The 22,007-nt window shown below is 70.8% G+C and carries 15 protein-coding genes; 7 read left to right on the forward strand and 8 right to left on the reverse strand.

Going from position 1 to position 22,007, the window contains the following annotated elements:
* Positions 1-192 precede the first annotated feature (192 nt).
* From glgB to AB0G10_RS28125, 4 genes are read right to left on the reverse strand one after another with little or no spacing between them, the layout of a single operon-like run.
* Entirely contained in the window at positions 193-2,343 is a 2,151-nt protein-coding gene (gene glgB, locus AB0G10_RS28110) for a 1,4-alpha-glucan branching protein GlgB (protein WP_360927976.1), read from the reverse strand.
* Between the two features lie 26 nt (positions 2,344-2,369).
* On the reverse strand, positions 2,370-3,686 hold the full coding sequence (locus AB0G10_RS28115) for a maltokinase (protein ID WP_360927979.1): 1,317 nt from the start codon (positions 3,684-3,686) through the stop codon (positions 2,370-2,372).
* Positions 3,683-5,440, reverse strand: a complete 1,758-nt coding sequence (gene treS / locus AB0G10_RS28120) for a maltose alpha-D-glucosyltransferase (protein ID WP_360927982.1) — start codon at positions 5,438-5,440, stop codon at positions 3,683-3,685. The genes AB0G10_RS28115 and treS overlap by 4 nt, the downstream gene beginning before the upstream one ends.
* Before the next feature lie 10 nt (positions 5,441-5,450).
* The gene (locus AB0G10_RS28125; protein ID WP_360927985.1) at positions 5,451-7,415 is read right to left on the reverse strand and encodes an alpha-1,4-glucan--maltose-1-phosphate maltosyltransferase; all 1,965 of its coding nucleotides are present in this window, start codon (positions 7,413-7,415) and stop codon (positions 5,451-5,453) included.
* A 599-nt stretch (positions 7,416-8,014) separates the two neighbouring features.
* Here AB0G10_RS28125 and AB0G10_RS28130 point away from each other — a divergent pair.
* Positions 8,015-8,599, forward strand: a complete 585-nt coding sequence (locus tag AB0G10_RS28130; protein WP_360927988.1) for a hypothetical protein — start codon at positions 8,015-8,017, stop codon at positions 8,597-8,599.
* Between the two features lie 81 nt (positions 8,600-8,680).
* Here the strand turns inward: AB0G10_RS28130 and AB0G10_RS28135 are convergent, their stop codons facing one another.
* On the reverse strand, positions 8,681-9,433 hold the full coding sequence (locus AB0G10_RS28135; RefSeq protein ID WP_360927991.1) for an RNA polymerase sigma factor SigF: 753 nt from the start codon (positions 9,431-9,433) through the stop codon (positions 8,681-8,683).
* Positions 9,434-9,695: 262 nt separating this feature from the next.
* On the opposite strand from AB0G10_RS28135, the gene ppgK reads away from it, so the two are divergent.
* Positions 9,696-10,499, forward strand: coding sequence for a polyphosphate--glucose phosphotransferase (ppgK, locus tag AB0G10_RS28140; RefSeq protein WP_360927994.1), 804 nt, complete (start codon positions 9,696-9,698; stop codon positions 10,497-10,499).
* A gap of 14 nt (positions 10,500-10,513) precedes the next feature.
* A complete protein-coding gene (locus AB0G10_RS28145; RefSeq protein WP_360927997.1) occupies positions 10,514-10,975 on the forward strand; it encodes a PPOX class F420-dependent oxidoreductase in 462 nt (153 codons plus the stop codon).
* A gap of 159 nt (positions 10,976-11,134) precedes the next feature.
* On the opposite strand, the gene AB0G10_RS28150 is transcribed toward AB0G10_RS28145, so the two are convergent.
* Positions 11,135-11,755 (reverse strand): general stress protein, encoded by a 621-nt coding sequence (locus AB0G10_RS28150; RefSeq protein WP_360928000.1) that lies wholly within the window; start codon positions 11,753-11,755, stop codon positions 11,135-11,137.
* A complete protein-coding gene (locus AB0G10_RS28155) occupies positions 11,752-12,690 on the reverse strand; it encodes a phosphatase PAP2 family protein (protein WP_360928003.1) in 939 nt (312 codons plus the stop codon). The genes AB0G10_RS28150 and AB0G10_RS28155 overlap by 4 nt, the downstream gene beginning before the upstream one ends.
* A 147-nt stretch (positions 12,691-12,837) precedes the next feature.
* Between AB0G10_RS28155 and gsmA the strand changes: the two genes are divergently transcribed.
* Both gsmA and AB0G10_RS28165 read left to right on the forward strand, forming a co-directional pair.
* Positions 12,838-13,956 (forward strand): sporangiospore maturation cell wall hydrolase GsmA, encoded by a 1,119-nt coding sequence (gene gsmA / locus AB0G10_RS28160; protein ID WP_360928006.1) that lies wholly within the window; start codon positions 12,838-12,840, stop codon positions 13,954-13,956.
* Between the two features lie 67 nt (positions 13,957-14,023).
* A complete protein-coding gene (locus tag AB0G10_RS28165) occupies positions 14,024-16,300 on the forward strand; it encodes an ATP-binding protein (protein ID WP_360928009.1) in 2,277 nt (758 codons plus the stop codon).
* 57 nt (positions 16,301-16,357) lie between these two features.
* Here the strand turns inward: AB0G10_RS28165 and AB0G10_RS28170 are convergent, their stop codons facing one another.
* Positions 16,358-16,729 carry a response regulator gene (locus AB0G10_RS28170; RefSeq protein ID WP_360928012.1) on the reverse strand — a complete coding sequence of 124 codons (372 nt, stop codon included), beginning with the start codon at positions 16,727-16,729 and terminating at the stop codon, positions 16,358-16,360.
* 149 nt (positions 16,730-16,878) lie between these two features.
* Here AB0G10_RS28170 and AB0G10_RS28175 point away from each other — a divergent pair, with 149 nt between their 5' ends.
* Complete coding sequence (locus tag AB0G10_RS28175; protein WP_360928015.1) at positions 16,879-17,964, forward strand: LCP family protein; 1,086 nt, start codon at positions 16,879-16,881, stop codon at positions 17,962-17,964.
* A gap of 64 nt (positions 17,965-18,028) precedes the next feature.
* Entirely contained in the window at positions 18,029-21,931 is a 3,903-nt protein-coding gene (gene hrpA / locus AB0G10_RS28180) for an ATP-dependent RNA helicase HrpA (RefSeq protein ID WP_360928017.1), read from the forward strand.
* Positions 21,932-22,007: the final 76 nt, after the last annotated feature.

Consider the following 22,007-nt stretch of genomic DNA (forward strand, 5'->3'; position numbering starts at 1 on the left):
ACACCAGGGGGCAGCAACGGTGGGCGGTGACCCGACGGCCCAGATGCCACCCGGCCCCCGACGGGCCGGGCAACAACAAGGGTCCACCAATGAGCAGCGGTCCGCACCACCCACCCCGCTGCGACCGGAATTTGATCTTGATGGTGAAAGGCAGGGGACGAGCGTGGTGCCCGTCCCCCTGTCCGGGAGTGATCAGCCCTCGTAGCGGAGCCAGAGGGCGCCGAGCGGCGGGATGCGGAGGGCCACCGAGGCGTCGAAGCCGTGCCAGGGGAGGTGCTCGGCCTGGACCTCGCCGAGGTTGCCCACCCCGGAGCCGCCGTAGACCTCGCTGTCGGTGTTGATGACCTCGGTCCAGCGGCCGGCCCGCGGCAGGCCGATGCGGTATCCCTCGTGCGGGACCGCGGCGAAGTTGACGATGCAGGCCACGGTGTCGCCGTTCGGGGTGAAGCGGACGAACGAGAACGTGTTGTGCTGCGAGTCCTCGCTGGTGATCCAGCGGAAGCCGGCCGGGCTGGTGTCCTGCGTCCAGAGCGCGGGCGTCTCCCGGTAGACCCGGTTCAGGTCGCTCACGAGCGTCTTCACGCCGGCCCGCTGCGGGTCCTCGAGGAGGTCCCAGTGCAGGCCGCCGCTCTCGTTCCACTCCCGCTCGTCGCCCATCTCGGCGCCCATGAAGAGCAGCTGCTTGCCGGTGAACGCCCACATGAAACCGAGCAGGGCGCGGGTGTTGGCGAGCTTCTGCCAGGTGTCGCCGGGCATCTTGCCGGTGAGCGAGCCCTTGCCGTGCACCACCTCGTCGTGGCTGATCGGCAGGATGTAGTTCTCGCTCCAGGCGTAGACCGTCGCGAACGTCATCTGGTGGTGGTGCCACTGCCGGTGGATCGGCTCGTGCTCGATGTACGACAGGGTGTCGTTCATCCAGCCCATGTTCCACTTGAAGCCGAAGCCGAGACCGCCCAGGTGGGTGGGGCGGGTGACGCCCGGCCACGCGGTGGACTCCTCGGCGATCGTCATGACGCCGGGGTGGTGCTTGTAGACGGTCGCGTTCATCTCCTGGAGGAAGCTGATCGCGTCCAGGTTCTCCCGGCCGCCGTACTGGTTCGGGGTCCACTCGCCCTCCTTGCGCGAGTAGTCCAGGTAGAGCATCGAGGCGACCGCGTCGACCCGCAGGCCGTCGGCGTGGAACTCCTCGCACCAGTAGAGGGCGTTCGCCACCAGGAAGTTGCGGACCTCCTTGCGGCCGAAGTCGAAGACGTACGTGCCCCAGTCGGGCTGCTCGCCGCGCCGCCAGTCGCCGTGCTCGTACAGCGGGGTCCCGTCGAAGCGGGCGAGGGCCCACTCGTCCTTCGGGAAGTGCGCCGGCACCCAGTCGAGGATCACGCCGATGCCGGCCTGGTGCAGCCTGTCCACCAGGAACCGGAACTCGTCGGGCGTGCCGAAGCGGGCGGTCGGGGCGTAGTAGCCGGTGACCTGGTAACCCCAGGAGCCGCCGAACGGGTGCTCCATGACCGGCATCAGCTCGACGTGCGTGAAGCCCATCTCGAGGACGTACTCGACGAGCTGGTCGGCCAGCTCGACGTAGGTGAGCCCGGGCCGCCACGAGCCGAGGTGCACCTCGTAGCAGCTGATCGGCTCCTGGTGCCACGACTTGCGGGCCCGCTCGCGCATCCACTGCTCGTCGTGCCACTGGTAGCCGGACTGGAACACCACCGACGCGGTGGCCGGCGGCACCTCGGTGTGCTGGGCCAGCGGGTCGGCGTGCTCGCGCCAGACGCCGTCCCGGCCCAGGACCTTGAACTTGTACTTGGTGCCGACGTGCGCGGACGGCACGTACAGCTCCCAGACGCCGCTGGAGCCGAGCGAGCGCATCGGCCAGCCGTCGTACGGACCCCAGCCGGCGAAGTCGCCGATCACCTGCACGCCCCGCGCGCCCGGCGCCCAGACCGCGAACGCCACGCCCGAGCCCCGCGGCTGCGCGCCGAGCACCTTCCACAGCTTCTCGTGCCGGCCCTCGCCGATCAGGTGCAGGTCGAGCTCGCCGAGGGTGGGCAGGTGCCGGTACGGGTCGTCGCACTGGGTGCCGTCGACGTCGAGCCGGTAGTCGAGGACCGTGCCGGCCAGCTCGGCCGCGAAGATGCCGTCCTCGTGCACCTTCGTCATCTCGGTGCGCTCGCCGTCGTGCAGGACCGCCACGGACGACGCGCCCTTGCGCAGCGTACGGATCACGGTGTGCCCGCCGTGCGGGTGGGCGCCGAGGATGGCGTGCGGATCGTGGGTGTCCCCGGCGACCACGCTGTTCATGGCCCGCTGGTCGGCGGCGAGTTTGGACGTGGTGTGGCCGATCATGCTGGTTTCATCCTCCGGAGACGGTGTCATCCGACGAGCCGGGAGATGGACCGCAGGGGGATTCGCAGCCATCCCGGCCGGTGCCGGGCTTCGTACGCGGCCTCGTAGACCGCCTTGTCCAGCTCGTACGCCGACAGCAGCGCGCTCTGGTCGCGCGGGTCGGCGCCGGCCACGTGGGCGTACCCGTCGCAGAAGGCGTCCCGGTTCCGGTCCACCCACTCCCGGGCCCGCGCGGCCAGGTGGTCGTCGTCCTCGTCCTGCTCGACGAGGAGCTGGTACGCCGCGTACTCGTAGGAGCGCAGCACCCCGGCGACGTCGCGCAGCGGCGAGTCGGGCATCCGGCGCTCGTCGAGCGGCTGGCCCGGCTCGCCCTCGAAGTCGATGAGCAGCCAGGCCGCGGGGGTGCGCAGCACCTGGCCGAGGTGCAGGTCGCCGTGCACCCGCTGCACGGTCACCTGCTCGCCGGTGAGCGCGGTGAACCGGTCGGTGATCGCCGGGACGTGCTGCTGCAGCTCGGGCACCGCGTTCGCGGCGGTGCGGAGCCGGGCCAGGAACGCGTCGAGCGGGAACGGCGCCGGGCCGGTGCCGAGTTCCTCGGCGAGGGTCCGGTGCACCGAGGCGACGGCTTCGCCGAGCCGGTACGACTCGCCCTGGAAGTCGCCGCCGGCCTGGTCGGCCCCGAACTCGGCGTCGGCGAACAGGTCGCGCGCCGAGGCGGTCGCCATGGCCCAGCCCTCGGCCGAGTTCGTGGCGTACTCGGTGACCATGCCGAGTGAGCAGGACCCGGACTCGTCGGCCGACTGCAGCGAGCCGAGCAGCCGCGCCACGTGCGGGTTCCCGGCCCGGCCGAGCACCCGGTTCAGCTCGATGTCGGGGTTGACGCCGCAGGTGACCCGGCGGAACAGCTTGAGGATGGCGTCCTCGTCGAACACCACGCTCGTGTTGCTCTGCTCGGCGTCGAAGACCCGCGGCCAGGCCTCGAGCGGCAGCTCGACACCGGGCTCCTTCTCGAACGTCACGTCGCCGGCCGTGGCCGACCGGTCGACCAGCCCGAGCAGGTGCCGGGTCGCCCGCGGATCGTAGAGCGCGTCGTAGCCGACCCGGCCGTCGTCGGCTGTGCCGATCGTGGCGATCGCGCTGTACTCCGGCAGCGGGCCGTCGCCCCAGCCCACCATGATCTGGTACCGCTCGGAGCTGCCGTCGGTGTACTCCACGTCGACGAGGACCAGCTCGAGGCCCTCGCCCAGGGGCGTCGCGGACGCCTCCTTGATGGAGGCGAGCACCCGGCTACGCCCCGCGTACCAGCGTTGTTTCGGTAACCACTCGGCGAAAGGCAGCGTCATTGCTTCTCCTCCGACCCGCACAACTGGAACCAGTAGAAGCCGTGTCCCGGAAGCGTCAGAAGGTACGGCAACTGGCCGATCCGGGGGAAGTTGACGTGCCCGGTGAGCTCGACCGGGGTGTACCCGTTCCAGTGCTGGAGGTTCAGCTCGATCGGCTGCGGGAAGCGGGACAGGTTGTTCACGCAGAGGACCACGTCGTCGCCGTACTCGCGCAGGTAGGCCAGCACCGACGGGTTGGAGCCGCCCAGCTCGCGGAACGTGCCGACGGCGAACGCCTCGTGCCGGCGGCGGACCGCCAGCATGGTCCGGGTCCAGTTCAGCAGCGAGGTGGAGCTGTCCCGCTGGGCCTCCACGTTGACCGCCTGGTAGCCGTAGACCGGGTCCTGGTTGACCGGCAGGTAGAGGCGGCCCGGGGTGGCCGTGGAGAAGCCGGCGTTGCGGTCCGGGGTCCACTGCATCGGGGTGCGCACGCCGTCGCGGTCACCGAGCCAGATGTTGTCGCCCATGCCGATCTCGTCGCCGTAGTACAGCACCGGCGAGCCGGGCAGCGACAGCAGCAGCGCGGTGAACAGCTCGATCTGGTTGCGGTCGTTCTCCAGCAGCGGGGCGAGCCGCCGGCGGATGCCGACGTTCGCCTTCATCCGCGGGTCCTTGGCGTACTCGGAGTACATGTAGTCGCGCTCTTCGTCGGTGACCATCTCGAGCGTCAGCTCATCGTGGTTCCGCAGGAAGATGCCCCACTGGCAGTTGTCCGGGATGGCCGGGGTCTGCGCCAGGATCTCCGAGATCGGGAAGCGGGACTCGCGGCGGACCGCCATGAAGATGCGCGGCATGAGCGGGAAGTGGAACGCCATGTGGCACTCGTCGCCGCCGCTGCGCGGGTCGCCGAAGTACTCCACCACGTCGGCCGGCCACTGGTTCGCCTCGGCCAGCAGCACCCGGCCCGGGAACTCGTCGTCGATCACCTTGCGGCAGTGCTTCAGGAACGCGTGGGTGGCCGGCAGGTTCTCGCAGTTGGTGCCCTCCTCCTCGAAGAGGTAGGGGACCGCGTCCAGCCGGAAGCCGTCGATGCCGAGGTCCAGCCAGAAGCGCAGGACGTCGAGCATCGCCTCCTGCACGGCCGGGTTCTCGTAGTTGAGGTCGGGCTGGTGCGAGAAGAACCGGTGCCAGTAGAACTGCCGCCGGACCGGGTCGAACGTCCAGTTCGACTCCTCGGTGTCGACGAAGATGATCCGGGCGTCGGAGTACTTCTCGCTGGTGTCGTTCCAGACGTAGAAGTCGCCGTACGGGCCGTCGGGGTCGTGCCGGGAGGCCTGGAACCACGGGTGCGAGTCCGAGGTGTGGTTCATGACCAGGTCGGTGATGACCCGGATGCCGCGCTTGTGTGCCGCGTCGAGCAGGGCCACGAAGTCCTCGACCGTGCCGAACTCGGGCAGCACCTTGTAGAAGTCGCGGATGTCGTAGCCGCCGTCGCGCAGCGGCGAGTCGTAGAACGGCGGCAGCCAGAGGCAGTCCACGCCGAGCCACTGCAGGTAGTCGAGCCGTTCGATCAGGCCGCGCAGGTCGCCGCCGCCGTCCGAGCCCGAGTCGTAGAACGCGCGGACCAGGACCTCGTAGAAGACGGCCCGCTGGAACCAGGTGCGGTCGGCCGGCAGCGCCCGGGCGTGGCCGAAGTCGTCGGCGGTCGGGTGCTCGACCACACCGTCCTCGGTGTGGCTTCCCTCGACCGGATCGTGCTCGCTCGTCAACTCCATCGTGTTCCCCCTACCCCGTCTGCACGACGAAGATGTGTGCCGGCTCGACGAAGGGATCGATCCGGACAGCATTGTGTTGACCCCACTCGTACGTCGCCCCGGTGATCTGGTCGACCACGGTGAAGCGGTCGTGCCACTCCAGACCGAGAGCGGACATGTCGAGCGTCGTGTTGCCCCACTGCACGTTGCTGGAGTCGAACGAGCAGATCACCAGGACGGTGTTGCCGGTGTCCGCGTCCCGCTTCGAGAAGCACAGCAGCGCGCCGTTGTCGATCTCGTGGAAGCGCAGGTTGCGCAGCCAGTGCAGGGCGGGGTTCTCGTCCCGGATGGTGTTGAGACGGGTCAGGTAGGGCGCGAGCGAACGACCGGCCCGCTCGGCCCCGGCCCAGTCCCGCGGCTTCAGCTCGAACTTCTCGTTGTCGATGTACTCCTCCGCGCCGGGCCGGTTGACGTGCTCGAACAGCTCGTAGCCGGAGTACAGACCCCAGCTCGGCGTGAGCATCGACGCCAGGACAGCGCGGATCTTGAACATCGGCGGGCCGCCGTGCTGCAGGGACTCGTGCAGGATGTCGGGGGTGTTCGGCCAGAAGTTCGGCCGCATCCAGTCGACGGAGGTGAGCAGCTGTTCCATGTACTCACGCATCTCCCAGGCCGTGGTGCGCCAGGTGAAGTACGTGTAGGACTGCGTGAAGCCGATCTTGCCGAGCCCGTTCATCATGGCCGGCCGGGTGAACGCCTCGGCCAGGAACAGGACGTCCGGGTCGGACTCCTTGACCTTGGGGATCAGCCACTGCCAGAAGTTGACCGCCTTGGTGTGCGGGTTGTCGACGCGGAAGATCTTCACGCCGTTGTCCACCCAGTGCATCACCACGCGGTAGACCTCGTCGCGCAGCGTGCGGTAGTCGTTGTCCCAGTTGATCGGGTAGATGTCCTGGTACTTCTTGGGCGGGTTCTCGGCGTAGGCGATGGTGCCGTCGGCGCGGGTCGTGAAGAACTGCGGGTACTGCTTGACCCACGGGTGGTCGGGCGCGGCCTGCAGGGCGAGGTCGAGCGCGACCTCCATGCCGAGCTCCTCGGTCCTCTCCCGGAAATACCGGAAGTCGTCGAGCGTGCCGAGCTCCGGGTGGATCGCGTCGTGGCCGCCCTCGTCCGAGCCGATCGCCCACGGCGAGCCGACGTCCTCGGGGCGGGCCACCAGCGTGTTGTTCCGGCCCTTGCGGTTGATCTTGCCGATCGGGTGGATCGGCGGCAGGTAGACCACGTTGAAGCCCATCGCCGCGACGGCCGGCAGGCGCTCGGCGGCGGTCCGGAACGTGCCGTGCTTGATCGGCGTGGCGTCCGGCCCGATCTCGGCGCCCTCGGAGCGCGGGAAGAACTCGTACCACGACGAGTAGAGGGCGCGCTTGCGGTCGACCCAGATGGCGAACGACCGGGTCGTCGTGACGAGCAGCCGCACCGGGTTGTGCCAGAGCAGTTCCTCCAGCTCGATGCCGGGGGTGACCCGGGCGAAGAGCGAGCGCTGCTCGTCGCGGAGGGCGGCGGCCGCCTCGCGGACCCGCTCCTCGTCCTCCGGCGGCACGACCTTCACGGCCAGGTCGAGGATCTCGGCGCCCTCGGCGATGTCGTTCGCCAGGTCCTCCAGGCCCTGCCCGGCGCCGATCTTCTTGGTGACCGCGTTGCGCCAGGTGCGGTACGGATCGTCGAACGCCTCGACCGTGAACGTCCAGCGGCCGACCGTGTCCGGGCGGATCGTGGCGTGCCACTGGTCGAGGCCCGGCTCGCCGGGCGTCATGCGCGTGAAGGGCTTGGTCTCGCCGTCCGGGCCGCGCCATACCACGTTCACGCCGAGCGCGTGGTGACCTTCGCGATAGGACACCGCGGAGACCGGAACCAGTTCGCCGACCACCGCCTTCGAGGGGTAGCGGCCACCGGAAACAGCCGGCGTCACGTCTTCGATGGGGAAGCGACCGGTCATGATCTCCACCGTAGTCAGAGGGGCTCAGGAGGACTCGGCGACCGGAAAACCCACCGCCGTCAGTCCTATGAACTTCTCCGGAGTGGAGGTTTTGAAACGGCCGATCGCCGCTTGTGAAGAACCTACCGGAACACCCCTGCCGCGGCGCATCCAGACGCGGCCGCGCGCCGCCGGAAAACACGACAAGTTCACCTGTACGCAACAGAGGCTCGTCACGCTCCGCCGCCACGGCCGGAACGGCGCCCGCCGTCAGCACCACGTTCCCCGCCCGCCTCCCGCGCACCACGGCGGCCGGCGCCGCGAATCCGGTCGTCGCCACCGGGAGCGGCGTGGCGGGCCGTCGAACACGTCCGCCACGATCACGTCGTACCCCCGGGGTTGCTCCTCCTCCGAAAACGGCGCGTGCGTCGCCCACCCGGATCTCCCCGCGCCCGGGCCCCGGGTTCCCGGCGCTCCTGGCGCTCCCGGCGCTCCGGGGGAGCGCGTCGGTTGCCGTGCGTTGCCATCGAGGATCCCCGCTCAAGACCGTCCGTGCCGGCCCGACCTTACTCGTGACGCCAGCCGGACCCGGCAGGCGCCCGAGATCGAGGAGTTACCCAGTGGCCGGACCGTCGACCGCTCTGTCCCCGGTGATCGCTGCCAGCACGCACTGGCTGGCCCGCGCCTACCCCGGTGGGGAGTCCAACACGGTCTCGCACACGCTCGCCGAACTCCAGGCCCGGCAGGCCATCACGGTCGCCGCGTGGCTCCGCTACCCGACCGAGGTCGACGCCGCGCTGGTCGCCATCGCCGGCCCGGGCGGCTCGGCCATCCTCGACTGGAAGGCCGGCAGCGAGCCCGAGGACGAGTTCGCCGACGGCGAGGGCTGGCGCACCTGGGTCGACGAGGTCGTCGTCAGCTGGGCGGCCTGCCTGCTCGCCGACCCGATGCTGGCCCGCCGCGGCGTCGACTCGGTGATCGCCGCGCTGCCGGTCGTCCCGGAGCCGCGCCCGCGCCCGCACGCCCGCCGCGCCGGCGGCCTGCCGAACGAGTTCCGCCGGCTGCTGCAGCCCGACGCCCGCGACCGCGAGGCCGCCTCGCTGCTGCGCCACCCCGACCTGCTCGAGCCGATCGCGGCCATGCACCGCGACTCGCTGCTCTACCTGCTCGACGCCGAGCAGGACCGGGCGCCGCTGACGGTCTGACCTGTTCTTTCCCGAAACGAGTAAGGCCGGCACCCCTCCCGTCCTCCTGGGGGTGCCGGCCTTGCTTTCGTTCTTCTCGTTCTAGATCTCGCCGTCCAGGTGCCGGCGCAGCTTCGTGAGGGCCTTGGTGAGCAGCCGGGAGACGTGCATCTGGGAGATGCCGATCTGGTCGGCGATCTGCGACTGGGTCAGGTTGCCGTAGAAGCGGAGCGTCAGGATCTTCTGCTCCCGCTCGTCGAGCGTCGCCAGCGCCGGGCCGAGGGCGACCCTGGTCTCGGCGATCTCGTACTCGTGGTCCTCGGCGCCGAGCGTGTCACCGAGCTCGGTGTTGCCGTCGGCGGAGATCGGCGTGGACAGGCTCGTCGCGTTGTAGGCACGCGCGCCCTCCAGGCCCTCCAGCACGTCCTCCTCGCTGATCCCGAGGTGCGCCGCGATGTCCGGCACGGTCGGCGAGCGGCCGAGGGAGTGGGTGAGCGTGCTGTTCGCCTCGGTGATCGCGAGCCGCAGCTCCTGGAGGCGGCGGGGGACCCGTACCGACCAGGTCCGGTCCCGGAAGTGCCGCTTGATCTCGCCGATGATGGTCGGTATGGCGTAGCCGGCGAAGTCGACGCCGCGCTCCGGGTCGAACTTGTCGACCGCCTTGATCAGGCCGACCGTGGCAGTCTGGATGAGGTCGTCGGTAGGCTCGCCGCGGCCCGAGTACCGGTGGGCCAGGTGGCGCGCGAGCGGGATCCAGGCCTCGATCGCCTGGGCCCGGAGCCGGGCCCGCTGCGCCCCGGACGCGGCCGACATGGCCGCGAGCATCTCGGTGGGCGCGGTGTCCAGAAGCGTCATGACAGGTCCTCCATCGCAACGGGCAGAGAGCCGTGCCCGCGAGCGGCGACCGTTCTGAAGTGCAACGCTATCCGAGAAGGCTAGGCATGCCCAGCCGAAAGTATGAGTGACAGTGCGTGAATACGGGGATAGCGGAGCGAATTCATCCTAGAGTGTCCGGCGCTCCGGGTCCGGTGACCACGAGTTTTGGTGTCGTCCCGGCGTGGTAGACAGCATGCAGCTTCTCCCCGGATTTCCTCGCGTGACAGAACGGATTCATCGGATGACCATCCTCGGCATCGACATCGGCGGCTCCGGTGTGAAGGGCGCCCCGGTCGACACGGTGCATGGCGAGCTGCTCGAAGAGCGGTTCCGCGTGCCCACCCCGCAGCCGGCGACCGTGGAGAGCGTGGTCGACGCGGTGTTCGAGGTCGCCGACAAGTTCGGTGACTACGACAGCGTCGGCGTCACCTTCCCCGGCGTGGTGGTCGACGGCGTGACCCGCACCGCGGCGAACGTCGACTCCAGCTGGCTCGACGCCCCGGCCGCCCGGCTGTTCGCCGAGCGCCTCGGCAAGCCGGTCACCGTGCTCAACGACGCCGACGCGGCGGGCGCGGCCGAGGTGGCGTTCGGCGCCGGCCGCGACCAGTCCGGCCTGATCATGATGGTCACCCTCGGCACCGGCATCGGCACCGCGCTCTTCCTCGACGGCGTGCTCATCCCGAACACCGAGCTCGGCCACCTGGAGATCGACGGCAAGGACGCCGAGCTGCTCGCCTCCGACCGGATCCGCGAGCAGAAGGAGCTCTCCTGGGAGCACTGGGCGCCCCGGGTGGAGAAATACCTGCGCCACGTCGAGATGCTGCTCGCCCCGCGGCTGTTCATCATCGGCGGCGGCGTGAGCAAGAAGTCCGAGAAGTTCTTCCCGCTCATCGACATCCGCACCCCGATGGTCGCGGCCACCCTGCTCAACAACGCCGGCATCATCGGCGCGGCGGTCAGCGCCGAGCAGGCGGCGGCGGGCCCCGGCCCGCAGGACCCGGGTGCGGTCCAGGTGGATGCGGCGGCCCAGGCCGCCCGCGACTGAGGGGTACGAGGAGAATGGCGCGCACCATCGCGACGAACAACCGTGTCGAACGGGCCGAGCTGCTGGAGTTCCTCCGGCCCCGGCACCACGCGATCCTGATGACCACCCGCAAGGACGGCCGCCCCCAGTCCTCGCCGAACACCTGCGGCGTCGACACCGAGGGCCGGATCGTCATCTCCAGCTACCCGGAGCGGGCCAAGGTGGCGAACATCCGCCGCGACCCTCGCGTGACCCTCTGCATCCTCTCCGACGAGTGGAACGGCCCCTGGGTCCAGGTCGACGGCGTGGCCGAGGTGATCGACCTGCCCGAGGCCGTCGAGCCCCTGGTCGAATACTTCCGCGTGATCTCCGGCGAGCACTCGGACTGGGACGAATACCGTCAGGCCATGCGCGACCAGGGCAAATGCCTGATCCGCGTGACGATCGAATCCTGGGGCCCGATCGCCACCGGCGGTTTCCCGGCCCGCCTGGCCTGACCGGGGGGCTCGGCGCCCGACCCCCCTGCGGCCCGGCTGTCCTGCGACCCTTGGGTTCGATGGGTCGTGGCGACGATGGGCTGCAGCCGGGTGAAGGCGGAACAGCGAACGGGGCCCCGCGGAGTCGTCTCCGCGGGGCCCCGCCCTGACACCGCAACGTCACTGGGCGCCGCTGGCCCGCCAGTTCAGCTGGACGAGCAGGGTCCGCGCCTCGTCGGCCACCTCGGCGTCGGCGATGACGGCGTACTGGGCCGCCTGCAGCGAGCTGCGCGACGAGAAGTCGCGGCGGCCGCCGGTGGCGGCGTGGGCGATCGCTCCGAAGATGGCGCCCCAGATCGCGCCGACGATCACCGTGGTGAGGATGACGCCGAACCAGCTGGAGTCGCTGAAGATGCCGAAGAGCAGGCCGATGAAGAGGCCGAACCAGGCGCCGCTGGCCGCGCCGGCGGCGGCCGCCCGGCCGGTGGTGAGCCGGCCCAGCACGGTCTCGACGAGGCGCAGGTCGGTGCCGACGATCGAGACGCGCTGGACCGGGAACTTGTTGTCCGACAGGTGGTCGACCGCCTGCTGGGCGAGCGCGTACTCCGGGTAGGTGCCGACCACGACGGTCGGGCCGGCCGGCCCGGGAGCGCCGCCGGTCTGCGCGGGGAGAGCCGGAACACCGGACGGGCCGGGCGGAACAGCGCCGCCGGAGCCGGGCGGAACGGCGCCGGCGGGGCCGGGCGGAACGGCGCCGGGAGCGGCGGGGGAAGCAGCCGGGTCGTGCGACGGAGTGGTCATGTGGCAGAGCCTCCAGGAAGCCGAGAAGAGAGCCGGGAAGAGGAAACGGCGGCGGGCGGCTCGTCCGCCGTCTGCCGCACCCAGATGATGAACGTCCCGGCCACGCAGGCGACGATGCCCGCGCTGCCGGTCAGGAACGCGAACTGCCCGGAGACGAAGCCGGGCGAGCCGCGCTCGGCCAGCGCCACGGCGAGCAGGCCGAGCAGCGCCGCCGCCGCGGTCACCGCGCCGGTCACCGCGAGGATCGCCATGACCAGCATGTTCGGCAGCTGGAGCGGGCGGAGCGCGCCGCCGCGCCGGAAGCGGATCACGGTGACGACGAGGCCGCCGCAGGCGAGGACGATCAGCAGGGCGGCGACGGCGTCGCTGGGCCGGTGCCACTCGGCCCAGACCGTGGCGATCGCGACGATCGCGACGTAGGCGGCGCCGGCCAGCCCGATCATGCCGCGCAGCGCCCGCGGGAAGACCAGCACGAGGACGAAGACGACCGAGGCGGCCGCCGTGACGTGCCCGCTCGGGAACGAGTTCGGCATCGCCGTGCCGTCCAGGTCGGGGCGGTCGAGGCGGGCCTTGAGCAGCTGCGCCGTCACGTTCGAGGCGACCACGATGAAGGCCGCGCCGATCGACAGGTCGAGGCGGCGCCGGATCACGCCGAACGCGGCGGCCAGCACGCAGACCAGCGCGAGCAGCGTGAGGTGCGTGTACTGGAGGGCCCGCTCGAGCACGTCGGTGACCTGCGGGTGGTCGACGTCACCGCCGTCCATCACCGCGGTGTCCACGGCCTGGCCCAGCGCGGTCCGGATGAACAGGAAGTAGACCGCCGCGGCGCCTATCGCCGCGAACACGGTCACGAGCAGCGGGCTGGCCGTGGTCCGGAGACTCCGGACGGGCGGCGCGGCGACGGTGCGAACCGGCTTCGGAGCCAGGGCCGTCAAGTCGACCTCCAAAGGTAAATGTGGGCGGACACGGCTTTCCCACTCGTGGGAATCGGCAACCCACCCGCACCTCTCCGGGCTCCGCCGGCGCAACCGCCGGCCGGGACCTTGTTACGGACGCCGCCCGTAACGAAGGAGACGTTTTCCATGAGGCACACGACCCGACGACTGCTCACCGGCGCCGCGCTGGTGCTTGCCGCCGGGACCGGCCTGGCCGCGGCCCCCGGCACGGCCTACGCGGCCGGGGTCTCCGCGACCGTCGACGTCGCCGGCCAGCTGAAGGCGCGCTCGGCGCCCAGCACCGCCGCGAAGATCGTCGGCACGATCAAGGACGGCAGGAAGGTCTCGATCGCCTGCGCCGTGAACGGGACGACCGTGCGGGGCAAGGTCCGCACCACCAAGGTCTGGGACAGGCTCACCGACGGCAGCTACATCTCGCACAGCTACGTGCGCACCAGCGCCAGGATCCCGGGATGCGCAACCCCGAAGACCCCCAAGAGCAAGACCACACCCCTTGTGTACGTGACGGGCACCGTGCGGACGGCCGACGGCCCGGTCAACACCCGCTCCGGTCCGGGAACGGGCTACGCCGCCGCCGGTTCTCTCGCGAACAACACGATCGTCAAGATCGCCTGTGCCGCCACCGGCCCGAGCGTGGCCGGGACGGTCCGCACGAGCACGCAGTGGGACCGGCTCTCCGACGGGCGGTACATCGCCCACGCCTACATGCTGTCCGGCATCGTGAAGACGGCGTGCGCCCCGGTCGCGGCGCCGGCGCCCGCGCTGACGCCGGCGCAGTTCATCAAGGCGGCCGTGCCCGGCGCGCAGCAGGGCTGGCGCGAGTACGGCGTGCCGCCGTCGGTGACGATCGCGCAGGCCATCCTCGAGTCCGGCTGGGGCAGGAGCGGCCTGTCCTCGGTCGACAGGAACTACTTCGGCATCAAGTGCCAGGCCACCTACTACGGCCCGCACGCCACCGGCTGCCACGTCTACAAGACCACCGAGTGCAGCAAGACCACCGGCCGGTGCTTCGAGATCTCCGACGCGTTCCGCACCTACTCGTCGATGGCCCGGTCGTTCCGCGACCACGGCCACTTCCTGAAGAACAACAAGCGGTACGCCCCGGCCTTCGGCTACACCCGGAACGCCGACAAGTTCATCGAGCAGGTGTGGAAGGCCGGCTACGCCACCGACCCGAAGTACGTCTCCAAGGTCACCGGCATCATGAAGACCTACGACCTCTACCGGTACGACACCTGGAAGTAGCCCGACCACCCGCCCCCGTTGGCCGAACCCGGCCAACGGGGGCATTTCAGGTTTTACGCTCTTCACGGTGGGGCGACGCATGCACGGGGAGCGCCGGGCGGCCGGCCCGCTCCTCGCCACCGGGGTGCTGCTCACGGGACTTCTGGTCACCGTGCTGGCCGTCGGCGGCCTGCGCGCGGCCCAGCAGGACAAGGCCGAGCGGGTGATGGACCAGCGCCACGCCATGGCCCTCGCCGCCGTGCAGACCGAGATCGCGCGGTACCGCGCCCTGCTCGAGACCCTCGCCGCCGGTGCGGCCACCCAGGACGAGCTGACCTGGGACGACTTCGACGCCGCCTCGGCGCCCCTGGACGACGCGAAGCTCATCGGCGCGGCCGCCGTGGCGTACGTCGCCCCGGTCCGCACCGGGGACCTCGCCGCCGCCCAGCGTCGCTGGCGGGAACGCGGCGCGGCCGGGCTCACCCTGCACGCGAGCAGCGGCCGGGACGAGCACTACTTCGCGGTCTTCGTGCGGCCGCTCACCGGCTCCGAGGGGACGGTCGGCGGCACCGACCTGGCCGGCGCGGCCGAGCTGACGGCGGCGCTCGACGAGTCCCGCCGGATCCACGCGACGGCGGTGTCCGACACGTACGTCCTCCTGCGTGACCGGCGCAAGCCGGTCTCCGCGCAGCAGCAGTCGTTCGTCTTCGCCGCGCCGATCTGGACGCGCGCCAACACCCCGGAGTTCAAGGGCTGGATGGTGCTCGGCCTGCGCGGGCGCAGCTTCGTCTCCGGGGTGATCGACACGATCAGCCAGGGCCAGCTCTCCGGCACCCTCATCGCGACCGGCAGCGACGGCCGCGAGGTCACCATCGCCGACCGGTCGGTGCCGGGCGAGCCGGACCTCGTCCGGCAGTCCCGGTTCGTCGTCGGCGACCGGCAGTGGACGCTGGTGACCCGGGCCGACATCGGCCGGCTGCCCGGCGCCGGCGGCCAGGCGCCCGGCCTCGTCCTCGGCGGCGGCGCCCTGCTCAGCGGGCTGCTGGCCGGGCTCGTCCAGGTGCTCGCCACCGGCCGCGCCCGGGCCCGCGCCCAGGTCGAGGTCGCCACCCGGGAGCTGCGCGAGGCGGAGGCCGCGAGCCGGCGGCAGGCCGGCGTGCTCGCCGCGGTGCTGGACACCATCGGCGACGGCGTCACCGTGGTCGACGAGACCGGTCACATGCTGGTGGAGAACCCGGCCGGCAAGCGGCTCATGGGCACCACCGTGTCGAACCACCATCCGGAGGAGTGGCAGCAGCACTACGGCGTCTACCGGCCCGACGGCAGGACCCCGATGCCGGTCGGCGAGATGCCGCTCATCCGGGCGCTGCGCGGCGAGTCCTCGGACGGCGTGGAGCTCGTCATCCGCAACGCCGTGCGGCCGGAGGGCGTGCTCATCAGCGTCGACGGCCGGCCCCTCGACCCGAGCGCCGGGCTGCCCGGCGCGGTCGTGGTCTTCCGGGACATCACCGAGCTGCGGCGCTACGAGACCGACCTCCAGGTCTTCGCCGGCGTGGTGGCCCACGACCTGAAGGCGCCGCTCGCGCTCACCCGCGGGCACGCCGAGGTGGCCCTCGACGAGCTGCCGCCGGACCATCCGGTGCGCGAGCGGATCGCCCGGATCGTGCAGTCCACCGACCGGATGGACGACATGATCGAGACGCTGCTGGCGTACACCACCGCGCGCGACGCCCCGCTCAAGCTCGCCCCGGTCGACCTCGGGGCCCTGGTCCGCGACGTCATCGACGAGCGGGTGGCGCACCGGGAGGCCACCTGGTCGATCGGCCCGCTGCCGTGGGTGCGCGCCGACGCCGGGATGCTCCGGCACCTGCTGGACAACCTGGTGGGCAACGCGTTCAAGTACGTCCGGCCGGGCGCGATCCCGTCGGTCGAGGTGGTCGCCGCGCCGGCCCCGGAGGGCTGGGCGCGGATCGAGGTGGCGGACACCGGCATCGGCATCCCGGACGCCGACAAGTCCCGGATATTCGAGACCTTTCACCGTACGGAGGAAGCCGCCGGATACGCCGGAACCGGCCTCGGGCTGGCCATCTGCCGCCGGATCGTGGAACGGCACGGCGGCGAGATCGGGGTGGCGGACAACCCGGGCGGCGGCACCCGGTTCCATTTCACGCTGGAGGAGGCACCCATGCCCGACGACGACGAGCAGGAACGCGTACAGAAGGCGCTGGAACGGGCGCTCGCCGAGCGGGCCGCGATCCTCGAGGCGGCCCGGCTGCCGGGCCTCGGCTTCCCGGGGATCGAGCCGCAGCCCGCCGAGGACCAGCCGGCGCGGGCGCCCCGCCAGGAGCGCCAGCGCCAGGACTGAGCGCCCCGTTTTCCGCCGATCTTGGTGCTTTCGGCGGGGCCGGGTTTGCGGGAATCATCAAGATCGGGACGGTTGGGGCGGGAGCAGCGTCGAGATCAGGGCGAGCAGCTGGGCCGGCACGAACGGCTTCAGCAGCGTCGCCGACGCGCCCGCCTCCGAGGCCCGCGAGTCGCCGGGCAGCAGCGAACCGCTCGCCACCACGATCGGGATGTGCCGCAGCGCGTCGTCGGCCCGGATCGCCCGGCACAGGTCGAGGCCGGTCATGTGCGGCATGTCCACGTCCGTGACGACGAGGTCCGGCCGGTGCTCCCGGACCGCTTCGAGCGCCTCGGCGCCGTCCGCCGCCGCGACCACCCGGTGCCCCGCGCGTTCCAGCGAACGCTTGAGCACGTACCGGATGTCCTCGTGGTCCTCCGCGACTACGATCACCGTTGACCTCGTCTCTCGTTCGGCATCCATCGCCTGGAATGTGTGGCGTCCGCCGACTGGGATACCGAGCCAGGACGCCCCGAGGAAACGTCCAAACGGTTGATGACCTTGGCTTGACCAGCCGGGAGTCCGGCCTGTTGGGTGTCAGCGTGGATTCTGGGACCGATGTTGTCAGTGATGCGCCCGCCGAGGGGAGCGAGGTCGAGCCGGCGCCCCGCACGGGGTGGTTCGGCGCGATGCCCGGCTGGAAGAAGGCGCTCGTCGTCCTGACGGCGCTGGTCCTGGTGATGGTGACCGGGATCGCCGGCGCCGGGTGGTTCCTCTACCACCGGTACGACGCGAAGGTCGAGCGCGCCGCGCTGATGCCCTCCCGGCCGGCCGAGGCGGTCGCCCGGTCCGAGGAGAACTGGCAGTCCGGCCCGCTCAACCTGCTGCTGCTCGGCTCCGACTCGCGCGCCGAGGAGAACGGCGGGACCAGCCCGATCGGCGAGCGGTCGGACACGATCATCCTGCTCCACATCAACAAGGAGCGGAACCACGCGACCTTCATCTCGATCCCGCGGGACAGCTACGTCTACGTCCCGCCGGGTGGCGGCTGGAAGGGCGGCAAGAATAAGATCAACTCCGCGTACGCCTTCGGTGGCGCTCCGCTGACCGTCGAGACCGTCACCGCGCTCACCGGCGTCCCGCTGGACGGGGCGGTGATCGCCGACTTCGCCAGCATCCGCGAGATGGTCGACGCCGTGGACGGCGTGAACGTCTGCGTCGAGTCGAAGGTGACCTCGCTGCACACCGGCAGGGTCTGGCAGCCGGGCTGCCACGACATGGACGGCGGCACCGCGCTCGACTTCGTCCGCCAGCGCTACGGCGTCGAGGGCGGCGACTTCGGCCGGATGAAGAACCAGCAGCTCGTGGTCCAGGCGACGATCGCCAAGGTGGAGTCGAGCGGCGCGCTCAAGAACCCGCTCGAGCTGGACACCCTGCTCGGCATCGCGGCCGACTCGCTCACCGTCGACGAGGACCTGAACCTGCGGGACCTCGCCTTCGCGGTCCGCGACATCCGCGCCACGGACATCGACTACCGGACGGTTCCGGCCCGGACCGCGAGCCTCAAGACATCCGCGGGCACGGCCGTGGAACTCGACCCGGAGCTCTCGAAGGCCATGTTCGCCGCGGCCGCCGGCGGAACGATGGAGGAATGGCTGTACGAGTACCCGCAGACCGGCCGTCCCTGACGTACCCGAAGGCGGTGTTAATCACCAGGCGTTCCGCGCCCGTTCCGCCTATTCTTGCTGCGCCATGTCGATTTCACCTGCCGCCGATCTGCGCTCCCGGATCTCCGAGCTCCTGCCCCGTGACGAACACCGCCTAGGACGCCGGCTGGAGGGGACCCGGCGGATCCGCGACGACGCCGCCCGCTCCGCCGCGCTCGCCGAGATCGCCGCCGAGGTGGACCAGGCCCGGCTGCGGCTGGAGGCCAAGCTCGCCGGGGTCCCGAGGGTCACCTACCCGGAAGCGCTGCCGGTCAGCGCCCGCAAGGACGACATCGCCGCGGCGATCCGCGACCACCAGGTCGTGGTGATCGCCGGCGAGACCGGGTCCGGCAAGACCACCCAGATCCCGAAGATCTGCCTGGAGCTGGGCCGGGGCGTGCGCGGGCAGATCGGCCACACCCAGCCGCGGCGGATCGCGGCCCGGACCGTGGCCGAGCGCATCGCCGAGGAGCTGGACCGGCCGCTCGGCAACACCGTGGGCTACAAGGTGCGGTTCACCGACCAGGTGAGCGACGACACCATGATCAAGGTGATGACCGACGGCATCCTGCTCGCCGAGATCCAGAACGACCGGATGCTCCGCCGGTACGACACGCTCATCATCGACGAGGCGCACGAGCGCAGCCTCAACATCGACTTCATCCTCGGCTACCTGCGCGAGCTGCTGCCGAAGCGGCCCGACCTCAAGCTCGTCATCACCTCGGCGACGATCGAGACGCAGCGCTTCGCCGAGCACTTCACCGACGCCGCGGGCAAGCCGGCGCCGGTCATCGAGGTGTCCGGCCGGACCTACCCGGTCGAGGTCCGCTACCGGCCACTGATCACGGTGACCGAGGACGACGTGGAGGAGCCGCAGGACCTGATCGACGGCATCTCCGACGCCGTCGACGAGCTGCCCCGCGACGGCGACATCCTGGTCTTCCTCTCCGGTGAGCGGGAGATCCGGGACACCGCCGACGCGCTGACCAAGCGCGACCTGCGCGGCACCGAGATCGTCCCGCTCTACGGCCGGCTCTCCGCGGCCGAGCAGCACCGGGTCTTCGAGCGGCACACCGGCCGCCGGGTCGTGCTCGCCACCAACGTGGCCGAGACCTCGCTGACGGTGCCCGGCATCCGCTACGTGATCGACCCGGGGACGGCCCGGATCAGCCGGTACTCGCACCGGCTCAAGGTGCAGCGGCTGCCGATCGAGCCGGTGTCCCAGGCGTCGGCCAACCAGCGCAAGGGCCGCTGCGGGCGGACCTCGGACGGCATCTGCATCCGGCTCTACTCGGAGGAGGACTTCGAGCAGCGCCCGGAGTTCACCGAGCCGGAGATCCTGCGGACGAACCTCGCGAGCGTCATCCTGCAGATGACCAACCTGGGACTCGGCGACCTCGCGAAGTTCCCGTTCATCGACCCGCCGGACCGGCGCAACATCACCGACGGCATCAAGCTGCTCGAGGAGCTCGGCGCGCTCGCCGAACGCAAGCTCACCCCGATGGGCCGCCAGCTCGCCCAGCTCCCGGTCGACCCGCGGCTGGCCCGCATGGTCATCGAGGCGGACCGGCAGGAGGTGCTCGCCGAGGTCATGGTCATCGCGGCGGCGCTGTCGATCCAGGACCCGCGCGAGCGCCCGGCCGACAAGCAGCAGCAGGCCGACGAGAAACACGCCCGGTTCACCGACAAGGAATCGGACTTCTTCAGCTACCTCAACCTCTGGCGCTATCTGCGCGAGAAACAGCAGGAGCTCTCCGGCAATCAGTTCCGCCGGCTCTGCCGCAGCGAATTCCTGAACTATCTGCGGGTCCGGGAGTGGCAGGACATCTACTCGCAGCTGAAGCAGGTCGCCCGTACCCTGGGTCTTTCTCTGAAGGAGGACTGGGAAGCGGGAGTCGCGCCGCAACCGGTGCACACCGCCCTGCTCGCGGGTCTTCTCAGCCATATCGGCTTCAAGGATCCGGAGAAACGGGAATACCTCGGCGCGCGCGGCGCCAAATTCGCCATCTTCCCGGGATCGGCGCTGTTCAAGCGGCAGCCGCGCTGGGTGATGTCCGCCGAGCTGGTCGAGACGAGCCGGCTCTGGGGCCGGGTGAACGCGCGGATCGAGCCGGAATGGGCCGAGAAACTAGCTCCCCACCTGGTGAAGCGCAGCTATTCCGAGCCGCACTGGGATCGGAAGATGGGCGCGGTCATGGCCTTCGAGAAGGTGACGCTCTACGGCCTCCCGATCGTTCCGCGCCGCCGGGTCGGGTACGGAAAGGTCGACCCGGTCGTCTCCCGGGAACTGTTCATCCGGCACGCTCTGGTCGAGGGCGACTGGGAGACGCACCACAAGTTCTACGCCGACAACCTTCGTCTTCTGAAGCAGATCACCGACATCGAGAACCGCGCCCGCCGCCGGGACATCGCGGTCGACGACGAGACGGTCTACGCGCTGTACGACGCGCGCATTCCGGCCGACGTCGTGTCGGCGCGCCATTTCGACGGCTGGTGGAAGAAGGCGCGCCGGGAGAATCCGGAATTGCTGACGTTCACCCGGGAGGACGTCGTCAACGCGGGCCGCGACACGGTCGACCCGAACGCGTTCCCGGACGGCTGGCTCGCGAGCGGGGTGAAGCTCCCGCTCTACTACGAGTTCAACCCCGACTCGCACGCCGACGGCGTGACCGTGAAGATCCCGCTCGACCTGATCAACAAGGTCGACGCCGACGACTTCGGCTGGTCGGTGCCGGGCTTCCGGAAGGACGTCGTGATCGCGCTGATCCGCGCCCTGCCGAAGCAGCTGCGCACCGCGTTCGTGCCGGTGCCGGACTGGGCCGAGGCCGTGCTCGACCGCGTACCGGCCCGCCGTGGCCCGCTGCCCGACGCCATCGGCAACGAGCTGCGCCGGCTCACCGGCACGATCGTCCCGGCCGACGCGTGGCGCCCCGACCAGGTGCCCGAGCACCTGCGGATGAACTTCCGGGTGGTGAACGAGGCCGGCGAGGTGGTCGCCGAGGGCCGCGACCTCGACGTGCTGCGCCGCCGGCTCGCGCCGAAGGTGCAGGCCACCATCTCCCGGGCGGCCGGCAACCTGGAGCGCCGCGGCATCACCACGAACGACTTCGGGGCGCTGCCGCGCAAGGTCGTCCAGGTGCGCGGCGGGTACGAGGTGAACGTCTGGCCGGCGCTCGTCGACGAGGGTGAGTCGGTGGCCGTGCGGGTGTTCGAGACCGAATCCGAGCAGCGCACCGCGATGGCGGCCGGCACCCGCAGACTCCTGCTGCTGACGCTCCCGCCGGCCGCGCGCTACCTGCAGGGCCGGCTCGACAACAAGGCGAAGCTGGAACTCTCCCGCGGCAACCCCTACCGATCGATCGCCGAGCTCCTCGACGACTGCGCCGGCGCCGCCGTCGACCGCCTCGTCGCCGACCACGGCGGCCCGGTCTGGTCGTCCGTCGAGTTCGCGTCGCTGCGCGACCACGTCCGGCAGGACCTCGTCGACGCCGTCGCCAACGTCGTGACGCAGGTCCAGGCGGTCCTCGCCACCGCCTACGACGTCGAGCAGCGCGTGCGGACCCTGCGCGACCCGGCCCTGCTGCCCGCCCTCGCGGACATCCGGCAGCAGCTGAAAGGCCTGGTCCACCCGGGTTTCGTCACCGAGACCGGCTGGCGGCAGCTGCACCACATGCCGCGCTACCTGCGCGGCATCGTCTATCGCCTGGACCGGCTCGGCGGCGGGCTCGGGCGCGACCGCCAGCTCACCACGCAGATCCACGAGATCGAGTCGGAATACCGCGAGCTGCGCGCCGAGGCCGTCGCGGGCGGCCCGGCCGAGGAGGGGCTGCGCGAGATCCGCTGGATGATCGAGGAGCTGCGGATCAACTACTTCGCACAGACGCTCGGGACCGCCTACCCGATCTCGGACAAACGCATCTACAAGGCCATGGACGCGCTCCCGATCTGAGGTGGCGGTGGCAAGGTCGGTGGCGGTCGGGTGCCGTTCGGTTACCGGGGTGTTCTTCCTGGTCACCGGCTTATAG

It is taken from the genome of Actinoplanes sp. NPDC023714, from assembly GCF_040639855.1.
In the GTDB taxonomy this organism is placed as follows: Bacteria; Actinomycetota; Actinomycetes; order Mycobacteriales; family Micromonosporaceae; genus Actinoplanes.

What these genes read in the sequence shown, in the direction of transcription:
- glgB (WP_360927976.1), bottom strand. Translation starts at nt 2,343, where the DNA reads ATGATCGGCCACACCACGTCCAAACTCGCCGCCGACCAGCGGGCCATG.
- AB0G10_RS28115 (WP_360927979.1), bottom strand. Translation starts at nt 3,686, where the DNA reads ATGACGCTGCCTTTCGCCGAGTGGTTACCGAAACAACGCTGGTACGCG.
- treS (WP_360927982.1), bottom strand. Translation starts at nt 5,440, where the DNA reads ATGGAGTTGACGAGCGAGCACGATCCGGTCGAGGGAAGCCACACCGAG.
- AB0G10_RS28125 (WP_360927985.1), bottom strand. Translation starts at nt 7,415, where the DNA reads ATGACCGGTCGCTTCCCCATCGAAGACGTGACGCCGGCTGTTTCCGGT.
- AB0G10_RS28135 (WP_360927991.1), bottom strand. Translation starts at nt 9,433, where the DNA reads ATGACGCTTCTGGACACCGCGCCCACCGAGATGCTCGCGGCCATGTCG.
- ppgK (WP_360927994.1), top strand. Translation starts at nt 9,696, where the DNA reads ATGACCATCCTCGGCATCGACATCGGCGGCTCCGGTGTGAAGGGCGCC.
- AB0G10_RS28145 (WP_360927997.1), top strand. Translation starts at nt 10,514, where the DNA reads ATGGCGCGCACCATCGCGACGAACAACCGTGTCGAACGGGCCGAGCTG.
- AB0G10_RS28150 (WP_360928000.1), bottom strand. Translation starts at nt 11,755, where the DNA reads ATGACCACTCCGTCGCACGACCCGGCTGCTTCCCCCGCCGCTCCCGGC.
- gsmA (WP_360928006.1), top strand. Translation starts at nt 12,838, where the DNA reads ATGAGGCACACGACCCGACGACTGCTCACCGGCGCCGCGCTGGTGCTT.
- hrpA (WP_360928017.1), top strand. Translation starts at nt 18,029, where the DNA reads ATGTCGATTTCACCTGCCGCCGATCTGCGCTCCCGGATCTCCGAGCTC.